15 protein-coding genes and 5 tRNA genes are annotated in these 21255 nt (G+C 53.6%); 3 read left to right on the top strand and 17 right to left on the bottom strand.

Annotated features, from left to right (window positions below; all coding sequences use genetic code 11):
• Nucleotides 1–5: 5 nt before the first annotated feature.
• From WMW72_RS01260 to WMW72_RS01280, 5 genes are all read right to left on the bottom strand, one after another.
• Nucleotides 6–1682, bottom strand: a complete 1677-nt coding sequence (locus WMW72_RS01260) for an ABC transporter permease (RefSeq protein ID WP_341413589.1) — start codon at nt 1680–1682, stop codon at nt 6–8.
• Entirely contained in the window at nt 1669–2775 is a 1107-nt protein-coding gene (locus WMW72_RS01265) for an ABC transporter ATP-binding protein (protein WP_341413590.1), read from the bottom strand. Before WMW72_RS01265 ends, WMW72_RS01260 begins: the two co-directional genes overlap by 14 nt.
• Nucleotides 2772–3854, bottom strand: coding sequence for an ABC transporter substrate-binding protein (locus WMW72_RS01270; protein WP_341413591.1), 1083 nt, complete (start codon nt 3852–3854; stop codon nt 2772–2774). The genes WMW72_RS01265 and WMW72_RS01270 overlap by 4 nt, the downstream gene beginning before the upstream one ends.
• A 94-nt stretch (nt 3855–3948) precedes the next feature.
• Complete coding sequence (locus WMW72_RS01275) at nt 3949–5022, bottom strand: response regulator transcription factor (RefSeq protein WP_341413592.1); 1074 nt, start codon at nt 5020–5022, stop codon at nt 3949–3951.
• The gene (locus tag WMW72_RS01280) at nt 5019–6695 is read right to left on the bottom strand and encodes a cache domain-containing sensor histidine kinase (protein ID WP_341413593.1); all 1677 of its coding nucleotides are present in this window, start codon (nt 6693–6695) and stop codon (nt 5019–5021) included. Before WMW72_RS01280 ends, WMW72_RS01275 begins: the two co-directional genes overlap by 4 nt.
• Before the next feature lie 316 nt (nt 6696–7011).
• Between WMW72_RS01280 and WMW72_RS01285 the strand changes: the two genes are divergently transcribed.
• Nucleotides 7012–7716: an ABC transporter ATP-binding protein gene (locus WMW72_RS01285; protein ID WP_341413594.1), complete on the top strand. Its 705-nt coding sequence runs from the start codon at nt 7012–7014 to the stop codon at nt 7714–7716.
• A gap of 2 nt (nt 7717–7718) precedes the next feature.
• Nucleotides 7719–10043: an ABC transporter permease gene (locus tag WMW72_RS01290; RefSeq protein WP_341413595.1), complete on the top strand. Its 2325-nt coding sequence runs from the start codon at nt 7719–7721 to the stop codon at nt 10041–10043.
• Nucleotides 10044–10240: 197 nt separating this feature from the next.
• Here the strand turns inward: WMW72_RS01290 and WMW72_RS01295 are convergent.
• The 8 genes from WMW72_RS01295 to WMW72_RS01330 all read right to left on the bottom strand — a co-directional run bounded on the left by WMW72_RS01295 (nt 10241) and on the right by WMW72_RS01330 (nt 15156).
• Nucleotides 10241–10316 (bottom strand) — tRNA-Gln (locus tag WMW72_RS01295).
• A 158-nt stretch (nt 10317–10474) separates the two neighbouring features.
• Nucleotides 10475–10550, bottom strand: a tRNA-Gln gene (locus WMW72_RS01300).
• Between the two features lie 274 nt (nt 10551–10824).
• A tRNA-Leu gene (locus tag WMW72_RS01305) sits at nt 10825–10913 on the bottom strand.
• An 81-nt stretch (nt 10914–10994) separates the two neighbouring features.
• Nucleotides 10995–11069, bottom strand: a tRNA-His gene (locus tag WMW72_RS01310).
• 2 nt (nt 11070–11071) lie between these two features.
• Nucleotides 11072–11147, bottom strand: a tRNA-Phe gene (locus WMW72_RS01315).
• Between the two features lie 314 nt (nt 11148–11461).
• The gene (locus WMW72_RS01320) at nt 11462–11674 is read right to left on the bottom strand and encodes a hypothetical protein (protein WP_341413596.1); all 213 of its coding nucleotides are present in this window, start codon (nt 11672–11674) and stop codon (nt 11462–11464) included.
• Nucleotides 11675–12323: 649 nt separating this feature from the next.
• Entirely contained in the window at nt 12324–13421 is a 1098-nt protein-coding gene (locus WMW72_RS01325; RefSeq protein ID WP_341413597.1) for a DUF917 domain-containing protein, read from the bottom strand.
• A 67-nt stretch (nt 13422–13488) separates the two neighbouring features.
• Nucleotides 13489–15156: a urocanate hydratase gene (locus WMW72_RS01330; RefSeq protein WP_341413598.1), complete on the bottom strand. Its 1668-nt coding sequence runs from the start codon at nt 15154–15156 to the stop codon at nt 13489–13491.
• 322 nt (nt 15157–15478) lie between these two features.
• Here WMW72_RS01330 and WMW72_RS01335 point away from each other — a divergent pair, with 322 nt between their 5' ends.
• A complete protein-coding gene (locus tag WMW72_RS01335; protein WP_341413599.1) occupies nt 15479–16204 on the top strand; it encodes an IclR family transcriptional regulator in 726 nt (241 codons plus the stop codon).
• A gap of 113 nt (nt 16205–16317) precedes the next feature.
• Here the strand turns inward: WMW72_RS01335 and WMW72_RS01340 are convergent, their stop codons facing one another.
• From WMW72_RS01340 to WMW72_RS01355, 4 genes are all read right to left on the bottom strand, one after another.
• On the bottom strand, nt 16318–18012 hold the full coding sequence (locus WMW72_RS01340; protein WP_341413600.1) for a methyl-accepting chemotaxis protein: 1695 nt from the start codon (nt 18010–18012) through the stop codon (nt 16318–16320).
• A gap of 153 nt (nt 18013–18165) precedes the next feature.
• A complete protein-coding gene (locus WMW72_RS01345; RefSeq protein ID WP_341413601.1) occupies nt 18166–19671 on the bottom strand; it encodes a tripartite tricarboxylate transporter permease in 1506 nt (501 codons plus the stop codon).
• Between the two features lie 15 nt (nt 19672–19686).
• On the bottom strand, nt 19687–20127 hold the full coding sequence (locus tag WMW72_RS01350) for a tripartite tricarboxylate transporter TctB family protein (RefSeq protein ID WP_341413602.1): 441 nt from the start codon (nt 20125–20127) through the stop codon (nt 19687–19689).
• Between the two features lie 40 nt (nt 20128–20167).
• The gene (locus tag WMW72_RS01355) at nt 20168–21181 is read right to left on the bottom strand and encodes a Bug family tripartite tricarboxylate transporter substrate binding protein (protein ID WP_341413603.1); all 1014 of its coding nucleotides are present in this window, start codon (nt 21179–21181) and stop codon (nt 20168–20170) included.
• Nucleotides 21182–21255 lie beyond the last annotated feature (74 nt).

A 21255-nucleotide genomic window follows, 5' to 3' on the forward strand; every position in this document is an offset into this window, starting at 1 on the left:
GTTATTTATACCCGCAGTCCCCGGTTTCTGGACAACTTGTTCGCGATCACGAGCGAGATCACTGTACTGACGGACAAGATCGAGGACAGCGCTGCCGCCGGACCGAAGTTGGCGTTAATGACCTCGCCGTAGATCGTCACTGTGATCGTAGCTGTAGCTCCGTAATACAAGACAATCGTGGAGCTCAGCTCATTGATTGTCGTAATCCAGCTCAAGACGGCTCCCGACATGACACCAGGCAGCATCAGCATGGCCGTCGTCCGGAAGAAGGTCTTCATCGGCGGCACGCCAAGGCTCAGCGACGCTTCCTCCACGCTCTTGTCCACCTGATACAGAATCGCCGTGCTGGAGCGGATCGTATACGGGAGCTTCCGGATGACATAAGCCACGACCAGAATGACCCAGGTGCCGGTCAGTACGATCGGCGGCTTATTAAAGGCGATGATCAGGCTGATGCCCATAACCGTTCCCGGCATGACGTAAGGAATCATCAGCAGAGAATCGAGCAGAGCCGTCAGCCTGGACTTGCGGCGGACGATCACGTAGGACATCAGCAGCCCCAGGATGATCATCAGCACGATGGCGACCGAAGAGAACGTGAAGGTGTTCAGAATCGACCGGGGAACGCGGTACAGGATTTCCTTGTAGCTGTCCAGGCTGAATTCTCTCAGCAGCACCGGACCGTTCCGTTTTTGAAATGAAGTGATGATGACGGTAGCTTGCGGAATCATCGACACCCCTACGATAAGCGCGACGAATGCCGTCGCCAGCACACGTGCGGGAAGCTTCAGCACCCGGACGGCGGGAGGCCTCAGCATGCTCATCGCATACGATTTCTTCGAAATCATGTACCGCTGCAAGCCGAGCAGCGAGGTCGTGATCGCCAGCAGCACCATGCTGATCGTACTGGCCATCGCGGGATCGGTTCCCATCTCGCTGATGAATTCCTCGTAGGCCAGCACCGGGAGCAGCTTCACCCCTTGTCCGAGCAGCATCGGCGTACCGAAGTCGGAGAACGATGCCATGAATACCATCAGCGCGCCGGTCGACAGCGTCGGGAAGATCAGCGGCAGCGTAATCTTCATCACCCGCCTCCAGCCGTACACGCCAAGACTGGCCGACGCTTCCTCCAGCGAGGCGTCCACAGACTTCAGCGCACCGGACACATAGAGGTAAATATGGGGATAATACTGCATCGTAAAGGCGAGGATCATCCCGTGCAGCCCATAGATCGACTTCACCGGCAGGCCCATACCGCTAAACAGCTGAGTCAGGAAGCCGTTGTTGCCGAGCAGCAAGATCCAGGAGTAAGCGCCGATGAACGGCGGCGACATCAGCGTCAGGATGATCAGAATCTGGATCAGCCCTTTGCACGGTACATTGTAACGAGTCATGACGTAAGCCAGTGGGACACCGATCAGACAAGCCAGTACCGTCGTCACCGATGAGACGATGAAGCTGTTCAGCAAGGCGCTATAATAATACTTGTATTTGAAAAATGTCTCATAGTGGCTGAGGTCCAGCCGGCCCTCTTGAACAAAGCTGTTAACCAGAATATGGAACAGCGGATAGATCAAAAACACCAGGCAAATCAGCAAAGAAACGGCCGTCACGGCCGTCCAGAAATCAAACCTCAGGCGGAACCGCCTGCGAGCGGGAACAGAAGCGTTAGCGGGTTGCATACTGCTTCACAGCCTCCCTCCCCTGCCCGTCGAAGATGACGGCGCAGGCCAGATCCAGGCTGAGACTCACCGCTTGTCCGGGCCGGTGCAGAGAATCGTAGGCCGTCTGATACGCATGAACCTGAACCTTTCCCACGGCCCCCGTGTCGACGATATACTCCACCTTCTCACCCAGAAAGGTAAGCCCGGAGACCGTTCCGCCTAACACAGCCTGACCGTCTTCCGGCTGCGGGTCCAGCCGGATATGCTCCGGACGGATCGACACGATCGCCTCGCCTTCGTAAGGCTTATCCAGCCTGACGGTAAAGCGCTGCCCGCCCAGCTCCAGAGCTGCCTTACAGCTCGCTTCGTCATACCCGGCAACCCGGACGGGGAGAAAGTTGCTCGTGCCGATAAAGTCAGCCACGATCCGGTTGGCCGGATTCAGATAAATCTCATGCGGCCGCCCGATCTGCTGAATCCGCCCCCCGCTCAGCACGGCGATCCGGTCCGAGACCGCGAGCGCCTCCTCCTGGTCGTGGGTCACATAGACAGTCGTGATGCTTAGCTTCTGCTGCAGCGCCCGAATCTCGGCACGCATCTTGAGCCGAAGCTTGGCATCCAGATTGGACAATGGCTCGTCCATCAGCAGCAGGCCGGGATGAATGACGATCGCCCTCGCCAGCGCGATGCGCTGCTGCTGGCCGCCGCTCATCTCCGAAGGCTGCCGGTCGCGGTAAGCCCCCAGCTCGACCAGCTCAAGCGCCTCCATCACCCGGCGCTCCAGCTCGGGCTTTTTCACCTTGCGGGCCTTGAGACCGTAAGCGACATTCTCGAATACCGATAGATGGGGAAATATCGCGTAATTCTGGAACACCATGCCTGTATCCCGGTTGTACACCGGCTCATCGTCCATCAGCCGGTCGTCGAAATAAATATGCCCTTCCTCCTGCCGGTAGAAACCGGCCAGCGTGCGAAGCAGCGTCGTTTTGCCGCAGCCGCTGGGTCCCAGCAGGGTGAAAAATTCACCCTGCTGGATGTGAAGATCAGCATCGTCTATACCCTTGGAACGACCAAAATATTTACTGAGATGCTCGATACGGATGCTGCTCATGGTTTGCCGATCACGATGTCCTGGAACTGCTTCAAGATTTCCTTTTGCTTCGTGCCTGTCCATTCGGGATCGTACTTCAGAACCTTTACGTCCTCTTTGGGCAGCAGACCTTCGGTTGCCTTCACATCATCCCGGACAGAGCGGCGCTTGAAATCTGTGGATACCAGCTCCTGAACCTCCTTGCTCAGCAGGAAGTCGATGAACTTTTTGCCGTTATCGGCGTTTTTGCTGTTCTTGATGAGAGCGATCGTCTCGGCGGCGAACAACGTTCCCTCCTCCGGATAGATGATGCCCACCGGCGCTCCGCCTGTCAGATAGCGGTATGCCGCTTCCTCATACGTAATCCCGATCGGGAATTCCCCGTCGGCAATCGCTTTAGGCACGGCACTGGAGCCGCTGAGCAGCTTGCCGTCCAGATTCGATACGAGCTTCTTGGCGTAGTCCCAGCCCTTCTCCCCATTTTTCTCAAAGGCGGTGAGCAGAATCGTCAGTTGGAAATAAGAGGAGCTGGCCTTGCTCGGGTCGGCGAATGCCACCTTGCCCTTGAATTTGGGGTCCAGCAGACCGCTCCAGCCTGTCGGCACCTGATCCTTGACCTGGTCCTTATTGTACATGATGACCTGCGGCACGATGGTGAATGCTGTCCAGAGTCCTGTCGGGCTCTTGTATGGCGCCGCAATATGGGCGGACTCGGGGCTGTTGTAGGACTCGAAGTTCTTCTTGTACAGCTCTAGGGAATCAGCCGCTCCTCCCCATAATACATCGCCCTGCGGGTTAGCGGCCTCGGCATCGATCCGCTTGTACAGCTCGCCGGTCCCTCCGGTTACGATCTCCACCTTGATCCCTGTACGGTCCTGAAATTCCTTGACGATCGGATTCATAATTTCCGAAGGAAACGAGGTATACAAAGAAACGGATTGGCTGCCCGTCTTGCCTGCTTCCTTGGGTTCCTTGGACGCCTCTCCACTGCCTGTCCCCGCGCCGGAGCCCGCCGTACCGCTTGTTCCACCTGTGCTGCCGCATCCGGCCAGCGCTAACACCAGAAGGGACAACGCCCCGAGCCTAGCTATCTTCTTCATATAAATCCCCTTTCGTATATACCTGCTATTTATCACCAGTATAACTATAGGGATTAATGAGTTTTTACTCAATCCGACAAAATTTCCGATAGGTTTAAATATTTTCCTGTCTCCGGTATTCACTGGGCGTCATGCCTGTCGTCTTCTTGAACACCTGGCTGAAATACCGCTGATCGTTGTAGCCGACCCGCTGGGCTATCTCATACGTCAGGTAATGGGTTTCTCGCAAGTAATGCTTGGCTTCCTCGATCCGTTTGTCCGCCACATAATCGGTAAATTTCCTCCCCGTCACCTGCTTGAACAGCTTGCTGAAGTAGCTTTCGCTCATATACGCCTCGGCCGAGAGCTCAGTAACTGTCAGCGGTGCTGCGTACAGCCGGTCCACCCGCTCCACGAACTGAAGCATTCGCTCCCGGTGGTTCATGGAGGAAAAGAAGGCTAGACCCTGGCCGTAGGCCGCCTGCCGGGACAGCGCATAGCCCGCTTGCCGGGCAGCTAGCGGAAGCTCCTCCGGACGGTGGAATACTTCACTCACGCCCAGGGAAAGCGCCGGGTCCAGACCCTGGCCTGAGAGCTGCAGGCGGATTGCAGCCTCCGTCTCCTCCAGCTTGCCGTCCTCCCCGTCCAGCCACACAACGGCTCTGGGACTTATCGCTTCATCCTGCCAGGCAGCGACAACGTAGGACGCTCCGGCCGGGAAGCGGCTCAGCAGCTTGCCCAGCGACGCTTCTCCGGGCTCCTGCATATACCGGTAGCACAGCAGCTGAAGCAGATCTCGTTCCTCCTGCTCCTGCAGCCCGATATCACGGACAGCCCGCTCCATGACCGCCATCAGCTGCTGCTCATCGGTAGGCTTGAGCACGAAATCATACGCCCCCAGCTTCACAGCCTGCTGGGCATATTCAAACTCGCCATGCCCGGTCAACAGAATGCACTTGATAGGTGGAAACTGCTCCAGCGTCCGGCGGCACAGCTCCAGACCATCCATTCCCGGCATCCGGATATCTGAGAGCAGAATATGCGGCTGGCCTTGCCGAACCAGCTCCCAGCCGGAGCAGCCGTCAGCTGCCGTTCCTATCACCTCGATCCCTAGCTCGCTCCAAGGGATCATCGTCTGCAGTCCATCCCTGATCAGAAATTCATCATCGACGATGATCAGCTTGATCATGGAGTCTCTCTCCTCTCTCTGTCGGCAGGAAGCACGAGCCGTATACGCGTTCCTTGTCCGGCAAGGCTTGTGATATCAAAGCCCGATCTTCCCGGGTACAGCAGCTCCAGTCGGCTGCGGACGTTGTTTAATCCGATGCCGGTATGTTCTCGCCCATCGGGCAGCTCCACTCCGCTTCTGAGCTTCTCCAGCATGACTTCGTCCATTCCGACCCCGTCATCCTCAATCTGAATGTGAAGCTGCCCTCCGGTAACCCGGATGCCGACATCCAGCCGGCCCTGCCCCAGCTTCATCTCCAGCCCATGGACGATGGCGTTCTCCACGAGCGGCTGCAGCAGCAGAGCGGGCATGAAGCAATCCAAGGCGTCGTCCGCCACCTCCACGGTGACTAGGAAACGTTCGCCATGACGGATCTGCTGAATGGTCAAATAATGCTGAAGCTGCTTCACGTCATCGCTGACCCGAACGAGCTGAATGTTTTTGCGGATCGAATACCGCAGCATTTCCGCCAGAGCCACGACGATGGAGCTGATAGCGGGTATCCCGTTCTTCTTGGCCATCCAATTCACCGTCTCCAAGGTGTTGTACAGAAAGTGCGGCTTGATCTGTGCCTGCAGTGCCTTGAGCTCGGCTTCCCGCAGATGCACCTTCTTCTCGTATACCTCTTGAATCAGCGCTCCTAACCGCTCGACCATCGTATTGAAGCTGCTACCCAGCGTCCCGATATCGTCATGGTACCTGGCCTTGAATCTGACCTGCAATTGGCCCGTCTCGACCTTCTGCATCAACTGTCCGAGCGATGTTAGCGGCCTGGTCACAGTCTGCGACAAAAAATAAGCGAGCCACGCCGCGACGAGAAGGCCTATAGCGGCGAGCACGATCGTCATGCTGCGGATTTGTCCGATTTTATCGGCAAATTGGCGCTTCGCTATGAAGTTCACGATCTTGAACCCGGTCGCATCCTCCGTATCATAGACCGCTATATAAGCCTCGTCCGACCAGCGGGTTTCCATATAGCCTTGCTTGCCGTCCAGAATCCGGCCCAGCCCCGCATATTCAAATCTCGTTCCGGCAGGAGTCTGGTTCAGCTCACCAGAGATGAGGTAGCCTTGGCTATCCAGCAGAAGCATCCGGTTATCCCTGTCCGCGCCATCTGTTCCTGTCCGGTAAATATTGGACAGGGACGGCTCCATCATCTCGATGATCAGATACCCGAGGGTGTAACCGGCGGAAATATGCTTGATCACCCGGCCTGCGCTCAGCACGCCGGTCTGCCGGGATATAGGCTGGGCCGTATAGGGCGTATCCCATACCAGCTTGCCGCCAGCCGCCTTCGCCTTGCGGATAATCCCCCAGTTCTCCCGGTACTTGTCATACTTGAGTGGCAAGTAATCGCCGGTAAAATAGCGGTCTCCATTCAGGCCGGCCAGGTAAATCTGAACGTTCATCCTCTTGGAGTCGAGTACCGACTGGAGCAGCTGCTGGATCTGCTTGGCGTCTGAATACTTCTCCAGCGGCGACCTTTCGCCGGACTTCGCCAATACCTGCTGCACCGTCTCATGACGAAACAAGTACAAGGACAACTGATCCACATCCTCCGTCAGGAACGATAAGCTCTTGTTGACCTGCTTCACCTTATCGAGAGCGCCCAGACTGATCTCTTCCTGAATCATCCGGGCGGATTTTTTGTACGATGATATGCCAAGTATACACAAGGGAATAATCAGGATTATAACAAAAAAAATAGTGAGCTTCGTACGCAAATTCAAATCCATAAATCTTCGCATGACCGTCATCCCTCACTCCTGATGCTATCGCCAGAGCTTCATCTATTATAGGGGCAAGCCTGATTGAATACAACTCGGACATTACTAGACTTAAGCCCAGCAATAGTCATTACTCGAGCAGGGGGACAGCACACTCTATATCATGGTAATTTTAGGATAAATAAGCCGGGCTGACCAAAGCCTCAGCGAGGAGATGCAAGCAGTGAAGCCATTAATCGAATTCAAAAACGTAACGAAAGAATATCAAATAGGCGAGGTGACGATCCAGGCACTTGCCGGTGTTGATTTCTCCATATCAGAGGGAGAATTCGTCGTTGTTCTGGGTGCAAGTGGTGCCGGTAAAAGTACGATATTGAATATTCTCGGCGGTATGGATACGGCCTCCTCAGGTCAAGTGTTTGTTAGCGATCAAGAAATAACCGGATTGGGCGAAAAGAAATTAACGGAATATCGCGGTGAGAAGGTTGGCTTTGTCTTTCAATTCTATAATTTAATTCCGAATTTAAACGCTCTGGAGAATGTTGAATTTGCCACCGAAGTATGCAAAAACCATCTGGATGCCAAAGAGATCTTATATAAAGTCGGATTAAAGGACCGGATCCATAACTTCCCTTCCCAGCTCTCTGGAGGAGAACAACAAAGAGTGGCTATAGCTAGAGCTGTTGCCAAAAATCCCTTACTTCTACTCTGTGATGAACCGACCGGTGCTTTGGATTATGTGACAGGGAAGTCCGTCCTCAAGCTGCTTCAGGATTTGAACAGGGAAACGAAGAAGTGCGTCGTATTGATCACACATAACTCCGCCATTGCTCCTATGGCCGATAAAATTATTAAGGTGAAAAGCGGAATGATCGAAAGCGTTACGATAAATGATGAAAAACAAAGCGTTGAAAGGATCGAGTGGTAAACATGAAATTATTTATAAAATTAATAAGGGATATCAAACAATCTCTAGGGCAATTTATAGCCTTAGTTGTGGTGATCGCAGTAGGAACTTTTTTCTATGCGGGGCTTGTCACCTATAGCAATAAGCTTAGTGCTTATACGGAGAATTATTTTAGAGAGCATCGTTTAAGCGACCTCAACGTGTATTACAGTCAAATTTCCAAAGAGGATGTAGCTGGTTTAAGTCAAGTTGAAGGTATTCATAAACTAGAAGGACGTTACACCTTTGATGCTACACAAGTCTTTGACAAGGATAAAGCTTCATTAAAAGTTCATTCGATTCCTGTGAACAATGAAATAAATACGCTTACTATGATTGAAGGCAATCCCCCGTCAACAAAGGATGAAATCTTATTGGATTCCCATTATGCCAAAGAACATCAGTATCATGTCGGTGATCAAATAAGTATACATACGAATGGAAGAGATTTTACATTTACCATTAGCGGCTTAGGTGAGAATGTTGAATATGCCAAAAAGAACGACACACAAGACCATAAAGCCTACGGAATCGCTTATATGGCCGAGGCGACCATACCTGAAATGGCAAATGGCTTTTACTACAATGAAATCATGATGGATGCTGTAGAAGGTTACGATATGGACAAGTTAGGCAAAGCCATAGAGGTACAGTCCAAGCCTCTCACCTATCTAAACCAAGTAAGTAAAGAACGGACTTTCAATTATTCTAAAATACAGGAAACGATCTATAATAACGGGATGATGAGTAAAGTGATACCTTTCGTTCTCTTTCTGATCTCAGCTATCATCGTATTTCTTGCCATGTCCAGAATTATAGATTCTCAAAGAAATCAAGTAGGTATTATGAAGGCTCTCGGTGTAAAAAACAGAACCATCATGCTTCATTACATGGGATATCCTGTACTCGCAGGGATAGTAGGGTCCATCCTAGGTTACGTCATGGCCGCTGTTATATTTATTCCCTTAGTAACGGCGTCGAGTGCAAGGTCTTACTCTCTGCCAGGCATTACATACTCTCTTTCGTTTTTTTCGATCCTTCCTCCCATCATTTTCTCCAGTGCTTTTGGAATCCTATCCTGTTACTTAAGCGGTAGAACCCTGCTGAAAGAATGTGCGGCTCAGGCCATGCGCCCTAAACCGCCCAAGAAGATGAAAAAGCTGCTCATAGAACGAGTACCGGGCATTTGGAGCCGTATTCCCTATAGCTACAAACTCATTATAAGAAATATAGGGTTAAATAAACAAAAAGCTATAGCGAGCTCTGTTGGTGTTGTGATAAGCACGGTTTTATTGATCACTGCTTTTGGCACGCAAATGGCCTTGTTGAAGGTAGCTAACCAAATTGAAGAGGTCTATAGCTATGATTTACGAATCAACTATACGATGGGAACATCAATGGATGCCTTAAAACTACCTTCCGGAATTAAAAACAGTTATCGGTTGTCTACCTTTCCCGTTGAATTCATCAAGGATGAGGAGCATGAAAATGCCACGCTCGTTGTTACGGAGAGGGATAACCATCTCATACATTTCTTTGATGAAAAGGACAACCGAATATCTCTAGAAGATTATGGTGTGCTGGTACCCAAATCTTACGCCGACAAATACCACATCTCGGAAGGCGATACTATCAAAATAAAGTTCGTAGCACCAGAGTTTAAAAATAAATCTGTAGATATGAAGGTTTTGAACATATCTACACAGTTTTCGAATCCGTCGTTCTATAGCACACCGGCCTATTTAAAAAACTTTGGCATCGACTACAGTCCAAGCTCGCTTCTGGTTGAATCCAATAGTCCTGCAGATCTGATAAGCTTGCGCAGCTTCTTTGAACAAGATCGGCAAGTAGATACCATGGCAGATAAGAATGATCTCAAGAAATCAGCTCAATATATGTTGAAGCAAAATAGCTTTGTATTTATCATGTTTATCATTTGTGCCGTCATCCTCTCCTTCGGCGCGATCTATACGATATCTTCCATTAACATGTATGAAAGAAACCGCGAGCTTGCAACCCTCAAGGTATTAGGCTATCAAAAAAATAAAATAAACAGGCTGATATTTTTGGAAAACATCATCTTAACCACCTTTGCGGTCATTGTAGCTTTACCGGTCAGCGGCTATACCTTTACCCTTGTCGTAAAAGCACTGTCGAGTACCCATCAACAAATCCCGGATCAAGTCAATCTGTCTGTCATCTTGATATCTGTTATTCTTGCATTCTTGCTTACCGTTCTATCTAATTTATTCCTTAGGAGGAAAGTAGCCAAGATCCATATGATTGAATCCTTGAAAAGTATAGAGTAAGGCTTTTCGTTGATAAGTTTTTTCAAGTATGCCCTCGGTACTTTGTAAATCGGCATCTTAGTTACCTAACAGACTCCACAACAAAAGAGGGGTTCGACTCCCCTCTTTAATCTTCTTCTCCACGCCTTGTGCCTTTGGGACGTTTGGCAGTGAACCTAAACAGTCGGTAAGCGAATGTACTTTCTCAAGAGTCCTAATGGCAGGGGCATCCGGATTCGAACCGGAGATGCGGGAGTCAAAGTCCCGTGAATTAGACCACTATTCTATACCCCGATGATTGGCAGGGGGCGTGGGCATCGAACCCACCACAATCTGCTTTGGAGGCAGACTCGCCGGCCAAGGAACATGGACCCCTACGGTTAAAATCTTCGGGACGTTCGGCACCGAACCGAACCATTCGATAAGCGAATGTACTTTCTCAAGAGTCCCGATGGCAGGGGCATCCGGATTCGAACCGGAGATGCGGGAGTCAAAGTCCCGTGAATTAGACCACTATTCTATACCCCGATGATTGGCAGGGGGCGTGGGCATCGAACCCACCACAATCTGCTTTGGAGGCAGACTCGCCGGCCAAGGAACATGGACCCCTACGGTTAAATATCTGTCAGTCAGTTAATCTACCTTTTAAGCTACTACTTCTGCATGTGGACACGGTAAATCCTAGCTAGGAGCGGGTTAATCTCCCACCGATTTTTTACAGCTTATGTTTCGTTCAGCCACAATTCTGAACCCCACTCATAGCCAACTCACACTTTGCGAACCGTTCTATTATGTACTTTTTTGGTGCGGCCAGTGGGACTTGAACCCACACGTCAGCTTTCGCTGCACGAACTTTTGAAGCTCGCATGTCTACAATTCCATCACAGCCGCATGGCTACTTCTCAGAAATCGAACCTGGAATCGCGTCATCATAGACTGTTGCCTTATCAGCTTGACTAAGTGGCAAGATTATGGGGAGGTCAACCGGAATCGAACCGGTGATAACGGGACCACAACCCGTCGCGTTGTCCATTTCGCCATGACCTCCATGGTGGTTGGTGCCGGAATCGAACCGACGACGCATGACTTTTCAGGCCATCGCTCTACCAACTGAGCTAACCAACCATTAAGTAGCCTAGACCTCTTGCCTAATGCGCCCAATTTGGGATGGACCAAGAAGAAATCCTACCCATGATTGGCGATTTTGTTTATCGCCATAACAATCCCGCTTACCCATGGATTCACATGGAAACATTCGTTCCCATTTCAGAATGCAGAAAAGGCTATTCGCCTCACCATGGTACCACCTGAGTCGCCTATCGAGCTGCTCACTCGAAAATGACGTGCACAAATGGACCACTTGCTTGAGTGCAAGTAGCCTTTTACGTAGAAATCTATGGATCAACGGGTTCTGATTCAGAACGGTCCGTGATTCAAGATCACGTTAGCGCCGCTCCTCCTCTTCTCGGGATTGAACGGATCAAACGTGGCACGTAAAAGCTACTAATGATCGGTTGAATATAGGCTTTCTGAAAGCCGCTAAATTGTTCGTTATTGCCGATTTCTCGCCAATCTTCTGCGCCGTAATGACCAAATGGCTGATGCTGCTGATAACGCTGCTGAAAACCATTTATAAATAATTGCAATCTCATAGCCTATTCCTTCCTTTCTTCGTAGTTTTCGAACCGAATTACTTTCTCGCGTTATCGATGTAACGCTGTACCGTTTAGATGTACATAATCTTACCATGGATATTTTTTAATGTCAAACCTTATTTTTCTTTATTTTGATTTTCCATCCATCTAGGATAAAAGAAAAAGACCGCTGAATACCAGCGGTCTTTTCATATCCAGACAATTACGTCAACAAGACGCTATTTTGCCCCCAGTTCCTCCCCGCTTATAAGGGGGGGACAGTGATATCGAAAAAGTCGCGTGGCGAGGTATAAGGCTTTTGGGCATTAAAAAAATATGGCCGCCTTCAAATTGGCGCCACTGCTGGTTGTCCCCATACACAAATGGAAAAATTACCTTTTTCATCCTCGCTCACGCTCCTTTCCATGTACCTAAATTTTCCTTATCATAAATCAATAGTAAACAACGTGTCAAGCGGTACTATGAACCGGCAAGACGTCCTGTATTACCACACCAGCCAGGGAGCATCGCTGACATTGGTTCATTTGTAATGAAGTATGTACAATCTGCACCTCCTAGAGGAATCACGCCCCGGCAAACCGCCCCTCCATAACAAACAGCCGAACTGGATCTTTCCCAGTCGGCTGTCCGTCCGGCCGCTCAAGGCTTATTCGTTGTCGAACGCATAAGGAATCAGCTCGATCCCAAGCGCCTGCTCGACCTCTGGATAGACGGTGCGGTCCTTGACGCTGGAGCTGAGCGGGATGTGCTGCTTGTCGATGTGGAAGACGGCGATCTCCATGCCCGGCTTCAGATGACCGACGCTAACCGGCAGACCCGTCTCGGCGGAAATCGTTGTGATGACGTCCGGGAACGTAGCGAGACGCTTGCCATGGCTGTCCTCGACAGCCATGTGCTCGTTCATAATGTGAAGCTTCAGCGGGTTGCCCGGTACGTCGATCGTCACCGTGCCGATGTCGAACGCGCCGGAGTAATGCACGTCGTACTCTTGAACCTTGCCTACACCCAGTACCTTGCCGCCCGTATGACTGCAGATGATATCGATGATCTCGGAGCCGCTGGCTTCGCGGGCTTCCACCTCCAGTATCTTCTTGCCCAGCTCGATGGCGATGGATACGCCGCCGATGGCCGCATGCTTCTTGATATAGCTGCCTGGCAGCGGATGACGGGCTGCAGCGATGAAGCCGCCCGACATATCGGAGGCGGTACGCAGGATATTCGACGTCTTGGCCGGCGTACCCTTGACCACAAGCTCCAGATAGGAGCCGGTCGAGCGCTTCCCTCCGACGACGACCTGAATCGTCTGATAGTCCAGACGGCTGGCGACGCCCATCGAGCCCATCTTGCCCGTCGGATGCGCACGGATATCTCCGGTCGCATCGACGACGACCAGATCGAGGGCTGCCGCAGGCAGCCAGCCGTTGATCGTGCTGGACATGCCGTTCTGCGGCGTCATGATGCCGTAAATTTTGCCGTCATAGTTATCCATCAGCAGCTTGACCGCCTTGATATAGTCGGCGCCGAGCATCTCCCATTCATTGCCCGCGGGAGCCCCGATAGCTGTCGCCGTAATAATGATCGCATCGTCCGGAATCTCATCGACCGAAGCCAGCTTCGGACGGCCGATAGCAACAGCCGCGCCGCCGATTTCCAATCCATGATCGACCCAGCCTCCGCCTCCGCAGGCAAATACAGAGCCTCCCTTAACCGCCGCTTTCACATCATCTATTGTTAATTCACGCATGTCGATTCCTCCGCTCCTGTAGTTGGTCTTACCTTTCAAACCTCGAGCCTATCGCTTACCGGACTGCTTACCGGGCTTCCATCAAATTCGGATACCGGTCCGTATCGATCCGGCGAATCCCCTTCTCTTGCACCTCATCCAGCGAGGCTTCATAGCCTGCATCGGCATACCGCAGCACACCGAGACCCGTGTCGTTATCCAGCGTCGTCTTCAGCCGGAGCCCGGCCGCTTCGCTGCCATCGGCGACAAGCGTCACGCCTGCACTCGTCATATACCCTGAATATCCGCCGCCCCCGGAATGGATCGTGACCAGATCGGCCATCGAAGAGCAGTTCAGCATCGCATTGAGCAGCGGCCAGTCCGACACGGCATCGCTGCCGTCCCGCATCCGCTCGGTCATAATATTCGGATGCGTCATCGAAGCCGCATCCAGGTGATCGCGCGAGAAGGCAACCGGTCCGCTGAGCCGACCGTCGCGCACCATCTCGTTGACGGCGAGTGCCAGTCGGGTCCGTTCCCCGTGCCCAAACCAGCCGATCCGTGCCGGCAATCCCTCCACCGGTACATACTTATTGGCCAGCCCGATCCAGTTGGTTGCGATATCGTTATCCGAGAATTGCTCCAGAATGTACTTATCGATCACCGCAATATCATTCGCATCGCCGGAAAGCGCCACCCAGCGGAACGGCCCGATTGCCCGGGCAAATAACGGCCGCAGGAACGCCTCCGTGAAAATATCGATCTCGAAAGCCCGCGTTACGCCCTCCAGCTTGGCTTGGGTCCGAATGTTATTGCCATTATCAAACACGATAGCACCGCGGTCCTTGAAGCCAAGCATCGCCGTCACCTCGCGGGCGATAGAACGTCTTGCAGCTGCCTGCAGCCCGGCCGGGTCTTCCTTCCGCTGGCGCTTCACCTCATCCAACGTCAGCCCCTCGGGAATATAACCGTAGAGCAGATCATGGGCAGAGGTCTGGTCCGTCACCACATCGGGGATAATCCCCCGCTCTAGCAGAGCCGGATATACCTCGGCGGCATTCCCGTGCAATCCAACTGAAATGGCGCGCTTCTCGGCCTGCGCCTCTCGGATCAGGTCTAGCGCCTCGTCCAGCGAAGCGGTCTTGACCTGCAGGTATCCGGCAGCCATCCGCTTATCGATGCGGTTCTCATCCGTCTCCACGCACAAGATCGCCGCACCTGCCATAACGCCTGCAAGCGGCTGGGCGCCGCCCATCCCGCCAAGCCCTGCAGTCAAAACGAACCGGCCGGCCAGGCTGCCGGCAAAATGCATCCGGGCGATGGACATGAAAATTTCATAGGTGCCCTGAATAACGCCCTGGGAGCCGATATACTGCCAGGCTGCCGCCGTCAGGCCTCCCCAGATGATGAGTCCCTTCTCCTGGAGGTCATAGAAATTGTCGCTCGTCGCCCATTTTCCAACCAGGTTGCAGTTCGCCATGACGATGACCGGTGCATAAGGATGCGTCTTGAAGATGCCGATTGGCTTACCGGACTGGATCACGAGCGTCTCCCCGTCCTCCAGCTGTTTGAGCGTATCGACGATCGCATGATACGATTTCCAGTTCCTTGCCGCCTTGCCTAGGGCCGCATACACGATTAGCTCCTGCTGATTCTCGCCATTCTCCAGCACGTTCTCCAGCATCCGAAGCAACGCTTCCTGACGCCAGCCCTTGCAGCGCAAGGCCAATCCTCTCGCAGCGGTTATACGTTCCATCCTCAGATCACCTCTTTAGTAAGCGTAGAAAGTTAACTTCATTACAGGATAAAGCGCGACTAACCGTTGCAGCTCCCCAGGGCAGCTACTTCTTCACCATCAAGGCATCTTTCATAATTAATTCCGATAAGAAAACTTTTTATCAATATATGATTATCAATTATCTCTATATGATATTTTAATCCCAAACCTGCGAAGTGTCAATTCCTCTGACGACTGCAAGCACTACCATTATCGTATGATGATACTGGCCGATCTCCATTTGTAGAATTACGATAATGGATCGGTTATACTGGACAAATAGAGAGACAGGAGGCACCTGATGAACGGAAATCAAACCTTGAGCCGCGCGCTCGATATTATATTTACACTGGCTGAGAACCCGTCGACCTTAACAGTCGCGCAAATCGCAGAAAAAGTCAGCATTCCCGAAAGCACAGCCTACCGCTTCATTCAAATTCTGGAGCAGAACGGCATCGTCGAACGGAAGAAAAAAGGCGAAATCGCACTCGGCCTGCGCATCCTCGATCTGGCCCGAAGCCTGCATCAGCAGATCGACCGCAAGCTGCTAGAGCTGTCCAGACCACTGATGGAAAAGCTGTCGGAGACGACGGGCGAAACGATCGTGCTCGCCATCCGCTCCGGCATGTATGCGGTATGCATCAGCTCCATGGAAAGCCGACGGCTGATCCGCGTCGTTATCGAGAACGGCCGGACATTGCCGCTTCATACCGGAGCGACAGGCAAAGCCATTCTCGCCCACGAATCCCCCAAGATCGTGGATCAGGTTCTAGAGCGCCTCGGCCCGGGCCTGCGCAGCACCGAGCTGCTGGAGGATTTGTCGCTGATCCGGCAGCGGGGCTACGTCACCACCTTCGGCGAAATCGACGAGGATGTGTTCGGAGTTGCCGCCCCTGTCTTCGATACGCAGAACCGGGTGATCGCCAGCCTGACCATCGCCGGGCCTCTGAGCCGGTACGAGGATAACCTCCATCTGGAGCAGCCGCTGTGCGAAGCCGCACGGGAGCTGTCGCTCGGGGCAGGCTAAAGCCCTTGCTATAATCCATTCACAGCAAGGCCTTTCCGGGCCGCCACCGGGGTGGCCCGCCCCTTCCCAGTAACGAGCATCAAGATAACTCCGCTCAGCCGAGCGCCCTCTACTCAGATCTTGAAAGTAACCAGCGCGCTCTGCAGTTCCTCTGCCAACTCGGATAAAAACTTGGCCGAGGCCGCTACCTCCTCCATCGAAGACAGCTGCTCCTGGCTCGCTGCGCTGGCCTGCTGGATGCCGGACGCCCCTTCGGACGAGATCCGGTTCACCTGCTGCATCGCCGCCGTGAGCTCCCGGGTCTGGCTGGCCGCCTGTATGATCTCCGTACCTACCGCACCGAGCCGGTCCACGACCTCCAGCGAAGCCATGCGTATGGATTCGAAGGAACCGGCCACAATCCGGCTGCCTTCCACTCCCAGATGTACACTTTGCGCGCCGCGCTCCATCGAGACGACTGTCTGCTGCGTTTCTTCCTGAATCTCACGCACGATATCCGATATCTGCCGCGAGGCCTGGACGGAGTGATCGGCCAGCTTGCGGATTTCTCCGGCAACCACGGCAAATCCCTGCCCCGCTTCCCCGGCACGCGCAGCTTCTATAGAAGCATTGAGAGCGAGCAGATTCGTCTGACCCGCGATCTCATGAATCGCCGTCAGGATGCCCGCGATTTGCTGCGACTTCGCATGGAGCGACCCGACCAGCTTGCCCGTCTCGCCCACATTCGCTTCAATATCCTCCATTTGTCTGAATACCGACTGCACAGCGCCCGCTCCCTTCACCGTCTCGGCCGCAGCCGATTCCGAGAGCTCCATGACTTCTTGCCCGCTGCGCTCCATAAATGCAATCCGCGCAGCCATATCCCGGACGGCTCCGCTGACACCGTCAATTTCCCTGGCCTGCTCCTCGAAGCCTGCGGACAGCTCAGATGTCGATCCGGAGATCAGCTCGGAAGCCCGGGCGGTTTGCTCCGCACTGGCCGTCAACTGCTCCGAGGAAGCGGAGATGACCAGCGCGCTCTCGTTCACCTTGGTGACGATGCCGCGAAGTCCCGAGACCATGCCGTTAAACGACAAGGTCACCTGTCCCAGCTCATCCCGGGACCGGTAAGCCCCTTCCACGGTCAAATCGCCATTTTCCGCCCGGGCCATCAGACGCCGCAGCTCAGACAGCGGCTTCGTAATCAGGCCGGAGACGATGAAACCCAGCGTCAGTCCTGCCACCACCGCGAGTATACTGACCCACAGGAGCAGGGTTTTGACCACACCCGCCTCCTGCTCGCTGGAGACTGCCCGCTCCGCCGCCGTATTCTGATTGGCACCGGACGCCTCGAGCAGCAGGGCATTCATCCGGTCCCGCAGCACATTGACGCTTTTGGCGAAATACTGATAGGCTTCATCCCGCCTGCCGATCATCGCCAGCTCCACCACCTGCCCCCGCTCCAGTTCATACACGGGCAGCAGATCCTTGTAGGATTGCAAGCTTTCCGAAGCCAGCAAATTCATCGAGGCCCCATCCAGCAAGCCGCGCAGCTGCTCGTTGTCCGTCTCGAGACGACTGATCTCTGCAGCCAGCTCCGAGCGGCGCTTGGCATCCTGGCTCAGCGTCATCTCCAGCAAGGCCGACTCCATCGCGCGATGATTGACCCTTAGCTGATTCGTCCATACAATAGGCGACACATTCTCGCGCTGCATGCTGCCGACCGTCTCCGAGATCCGGGACAACGAGATATAAGCGGCCGTGCCGACCAGCGCCATCATGATCAGATTGACGGCGATCAGCAGAGCAATCTTATGCCTAACCTGCATATGTTTCATACGAACGCTCCATTCTTATCCGGATTGCCTCTCTATGTTTCTTCAAACGGGTCAAACTCAAAAAAAGTCTGCGCCCGGTCCTGAGGAGCCGGTGACGCGAGACTTTTTTCGTGGTGTGTGCCAAGGTACAGGGGACTGGATGAATCAGGCTGCCGCGTCCTTGCTTGCCTTCCTCCGCTTCCATGCGGCAGAGACCAACGAGGACAACACGAGCAGCGCAATTCCGGCCAATATAGACCCTGCCAGCGGTCTGGTTGCAAAGATCGCGAAGCTTCCGTCGGAGATCAGCATCGATTGCCGGAAAGAGGTTTCCAGAATCGGGCCGAGTACAAAGGCCAGGACAAGCGGTCCGGCGTCAAAGCCGAATTTCCGCATCAGATAGCCGAGCACGCCGAAGATAATGACGCACCACATGTCGAAGATGCTGTTGTTGATCGTATACACGCCGATCATCGTCATCATGATGGCGACAGGCCCGAGGATGCCCATTCGGACGCGCAGCAGCTTGACGAAGATACCCACGAGCGGAATGCTCAGCAGCAGCAGGATGATGTTGCCGACATACATCGAGTCGATGACGCCCCAGAAAATTTCCGGATGCTCCTTGATCAGCAGCGGTCCCGGTGTGATCCCGTGAATCAGGAGCGCACCGTAGATCAGCGCCATCACCGCATTGGATGGAATCCCCATTGTCAGCAGCGGGATGAATGCCGAGCCGGCGGAGGCGTTGTTCGCTGATTCAGGTCCGGCAACACCTTCGATCGCTCCCTTGCCGAATTGCTCAGGATGCTTGGACACCCGCTTCTCGATGGCGTACGACAGCATCGGGGAGATAATCGCTCCGCCGCCGGGCAGGATACCGATCAGGAAGCCGACCGCAGAGCCCCGGGCGATCGCCCACTTGGACTCCGCCCAATCCTTGAGCGATGGCCATACACGGCTCACCTTGGATGTGATCAGCGTCGCCTTACCCTTCTGATCCATCGTGTGCAGCACCTCGGCTACGCCGAACAAGCCCATGGTCATCGCAGTAAAGTCAAGCCCGTCCATCAGATGAGTGATGCCCATCGTGAACCGCATGGAGCCTTCAATCGGGTCTTGGCCGATCGTCGACAGCAGCAGGCCGAGCAGCGCGACGATGACGCTCTTGATGACCGACTTCGTCGACAGATAAGAGACGAGCAGCACCCCGAATACGGCCAGCATCGTGTACTCCGGCGGACCGAACTTCAAGGCGAAGGTCGCCGCCACCGGAGCGAGCAGGCTCAGTCCGATGATCGCCACCGTACCGGCGATGAAGGAACCGATCGCGGAGATGCCCAGCGCCACCCCCGCCTTGCCCTGCTTGGCCATCTGGTAGCCGTCGAAGGTTGTGACGACCGACGACGCCTCCCCCGGCATATCCATCAGAATCGAGGTGATGGAGCCTCCGTACATCGTGCCGTAGTAGATGCCCGCCAGCATAATAATCGAAGTTTCCGGCGGGATGTTATAAGTCAGCGGCAGGAGCAGCGCGATGGTCGCTACCGTACCGAGCCCCGGCAGCACGCCCACGACCATGCCGAGCAGCACGCCGACCAGGCAGTACAGGAGGTTTTTGAGCGAAAGCGCCACATGAAAGCCTGAAATCATGGAGTCGAATAATTCCATATGCACCCTCCAGCATTATTGACGGTAAGTTAACAACAGGTCGTCCGGGAACGGAATCTTAAACAGCACGACGAACACGATGTAAAAGACGGCCGTAATGACTATCGTGTTGATTAAGGTGGACTTCCACGTTTCCTTGCCCAAAAACCGCAGCCAGTACACCAGCAAAGCGACAGCCGGCAGCGTAAAGCCGATCCGCTCGAACAGCAGCGTGAAGACCACTAGACTGACCGCGCCATACCCGACGAAGCGGGCAAGCTTAGTGAAGCCCTCGTAATCCTCGGTGAGCTTCTCCCGGATCAGGTGGATCAGGGAGAGCAGCACCAGCAGCGAAGCCAGAAGGAAGGGCCACAGGCCCGGGCCGGGAGAGGACAACTGGCCCAGCGACAAGTCATAGGAGTAGTAAGCAAACAACAGGCCAGCGAGCAGGGCCGCTATACTTCCCAGTCTGAACACAAGGATCACCATCGTTTTCGTTTAAGATAAGGAGCCGGTCTTACTTTTTCTCCAGACCCAGTTCTTTGATGATTTCTAAGTTACTTTTGCTTTCCTTCGCAATTTTGGCCTTCAGCTCGTCCGGTCCGATATAGGAAGGCGTGATCGAAAGCTTCTTCCAGGTTTCCTTCAGCTTAGGGTCTTCGCTGGATTTCTTCATCGTGTCGATCAGGACCTTGGTGATGTCGTCAGGTGTGTTCTTAGGGGCAAAGATGCCGAACCAGACACTAGCATCCAGCTCATAGCCTTGTTCTCCAAAGGTCGGCACATCCGGCATAAACTCGTATTTCTTGGGAGAAGTGACGCCCAGCACATTGACTTCGCCTGCCTTCTGCTGCGGCACGACCTGCGAAGCGACGACGATCGCTGCATCGACATGGCCGCCGAGCACGACGGATACGGCATCATTGGCGCCGGAATAAGGGACGTGTACAAGCTTCAGGCCGTATTTCTTGGCCAGCGTTTCCATCACGATGTGGTTGGAGGTACCAGGACCCGGACTGGCATACTTGACCTTGCCGGGATTGTTCTTGGCATATTCGATAAATTCCTTCAAGGTTTTGAAGGCAGCATTTTTATTGGAGATGATGGAGAAAGGAAGCTCGACCAGTTGACCGATCGGCTTGAAGTCATCCGGCGTGTAGCCGACATTAGCCGTGTAAGGTTTGATGCCCATCGCGCCGGAGGAGCCTGTCAGCAGCGTGTAGCCATCTGCGGTAGCCTTGGACACCTCAGCATGACCTACGCTGCCGCCGCCGCCTTCCTTGTTCACGACGACGACCGATTGTCCCAGCGCACCGCCGGCGAATTCCGAGAAGGCACGCGTGGCCAGATCGGAGATATCCCCTGCGGAAAAAGGGACCACGATGCTGACAGCCTTGGTCGGATACGCAGCCGCCTTCGGAGAAGAGGCTCCTTTATCTCCGGCAGCAGGTGCCGGAGAGTTGGAGCAACCGGCAGCTAATACAGTAAAAGCAAGTAACGAGGCGGTAAGAAGCTTCCCTTTTTTCATCATAGATTACATTCTCCCTTTTTGTGTTATATTTACTAACAAACATATGACGCGAATCGGAATATGTTCATATTACC

The organism is Paenibacillus filicis (genome assembly GCF_038070315.1).
Lineage (GTDB): Bacteria > Bacillota > Bacilli > Paenibacillales > NBRC-103111 > Paenibacillus_G > Paenibacillus_G filicis.

What these genes read in the sequence shown, in the direction of transcription:
- WMW72_RS01260 (WP_341413589.1), bottom strand. Translation starts at nt 1,682, where the DNA reads ATGCAACCCGCTAACGCTTCTGTTCCCGCTCGCAGGCGGTTCCGCCTG.
- WMW72_RS01265 (WP_341413590.1), bottom strand. Translation starts at nt 2,775, where the DNA reads ATGAGCAGCATCCGTATCGAGCATCTCAGTAAATATTTTGGTCGTTCC.
- WMW72_RS01270 (WP_341413591.1), bottom strand. Translation starts at nt 3,854, where the DNA reads ATGAAGAAGATAGCTAGGCTCGGGGCGTTGTCCCTTCTGGTGTTAGCG.
- WMW72_RS01275 (WP_341413592.1), bottom strand. Translation starts at nt 5,022, where the DNA reads ATGATCAAGCTGATCATCGTCGATGATGAATTTCTGATCAGGGATGGA.
- WMW72_RS01280 (WP_341413593.1), bottom strand. Translation starts at nt 6,695, where the DNA reads ATGATTCAGGAAGAGATCAGTCTGGGCGCTCTCGATAAGGTGAAGCAG.
- WMW72_RS01290 (WP_341413595.1), top strand. Translation starts at nt 7,719, where the DNA reads ATGAAATTATTTATAAAATTAATAAGGGATATCAAACAATCTCTAGGG.
- WMW72_RS01320 (WP_341413596.1), bottom strand. Translation starts at nt 11,674, where the DNA reads ATGAGATTGCAATTATTTATAAATGGTTTTCAGCAGCGTTATCAGCAG.
- WMW72_RS01325 (WP_341413597.1), bottom strand. Translation starts at nt 13,421, where the DNA reads ATGCGTGAATTAACAATAGATGATGTGAAAGCGGCGGTTAAGGGAGGC.
- WMW72_RS01330 (WP_341413598.1), bottom strand. Translation starts at nt 15,156, where the DNA reads ATGGAACGTATAACCGCTGCGAGAGGATTGGCCTTGCGCTGCAAGGGC.
- WMW72_RS01335 (WP_341413599.1), top strand. Translation starts at nt 15,479, where the DNA reads ATGAACGGAAATCAAACCTTGAGCCGCGCGCTCGATATTATATTTACA.
- WMW72_RS01340 (WP_341413600.1), bottom strand. Translation starts at nt 18,012, where the DNA reads ATGCAGGTTAGGCATAAGATTGCTCTGCTGATCGCCGTCAATCTGATC.
- WMW72_RS01345 (WP_341413601.1), bottom strand. Translation starts at nt 19,671, where the DNA reads ATGGAATTATTCGACTCCATGATTTCAGGCTTTCATGTGGCGCTTTCG.
- WMW72_RS01355 (WP_341413603.1), bottom strand. Translation starts at nt 21,181, where the DNA reads ATGATGAAAAAAGGGAAGCTTCTTACCGCCTCGTTACTTGCTTTTACT.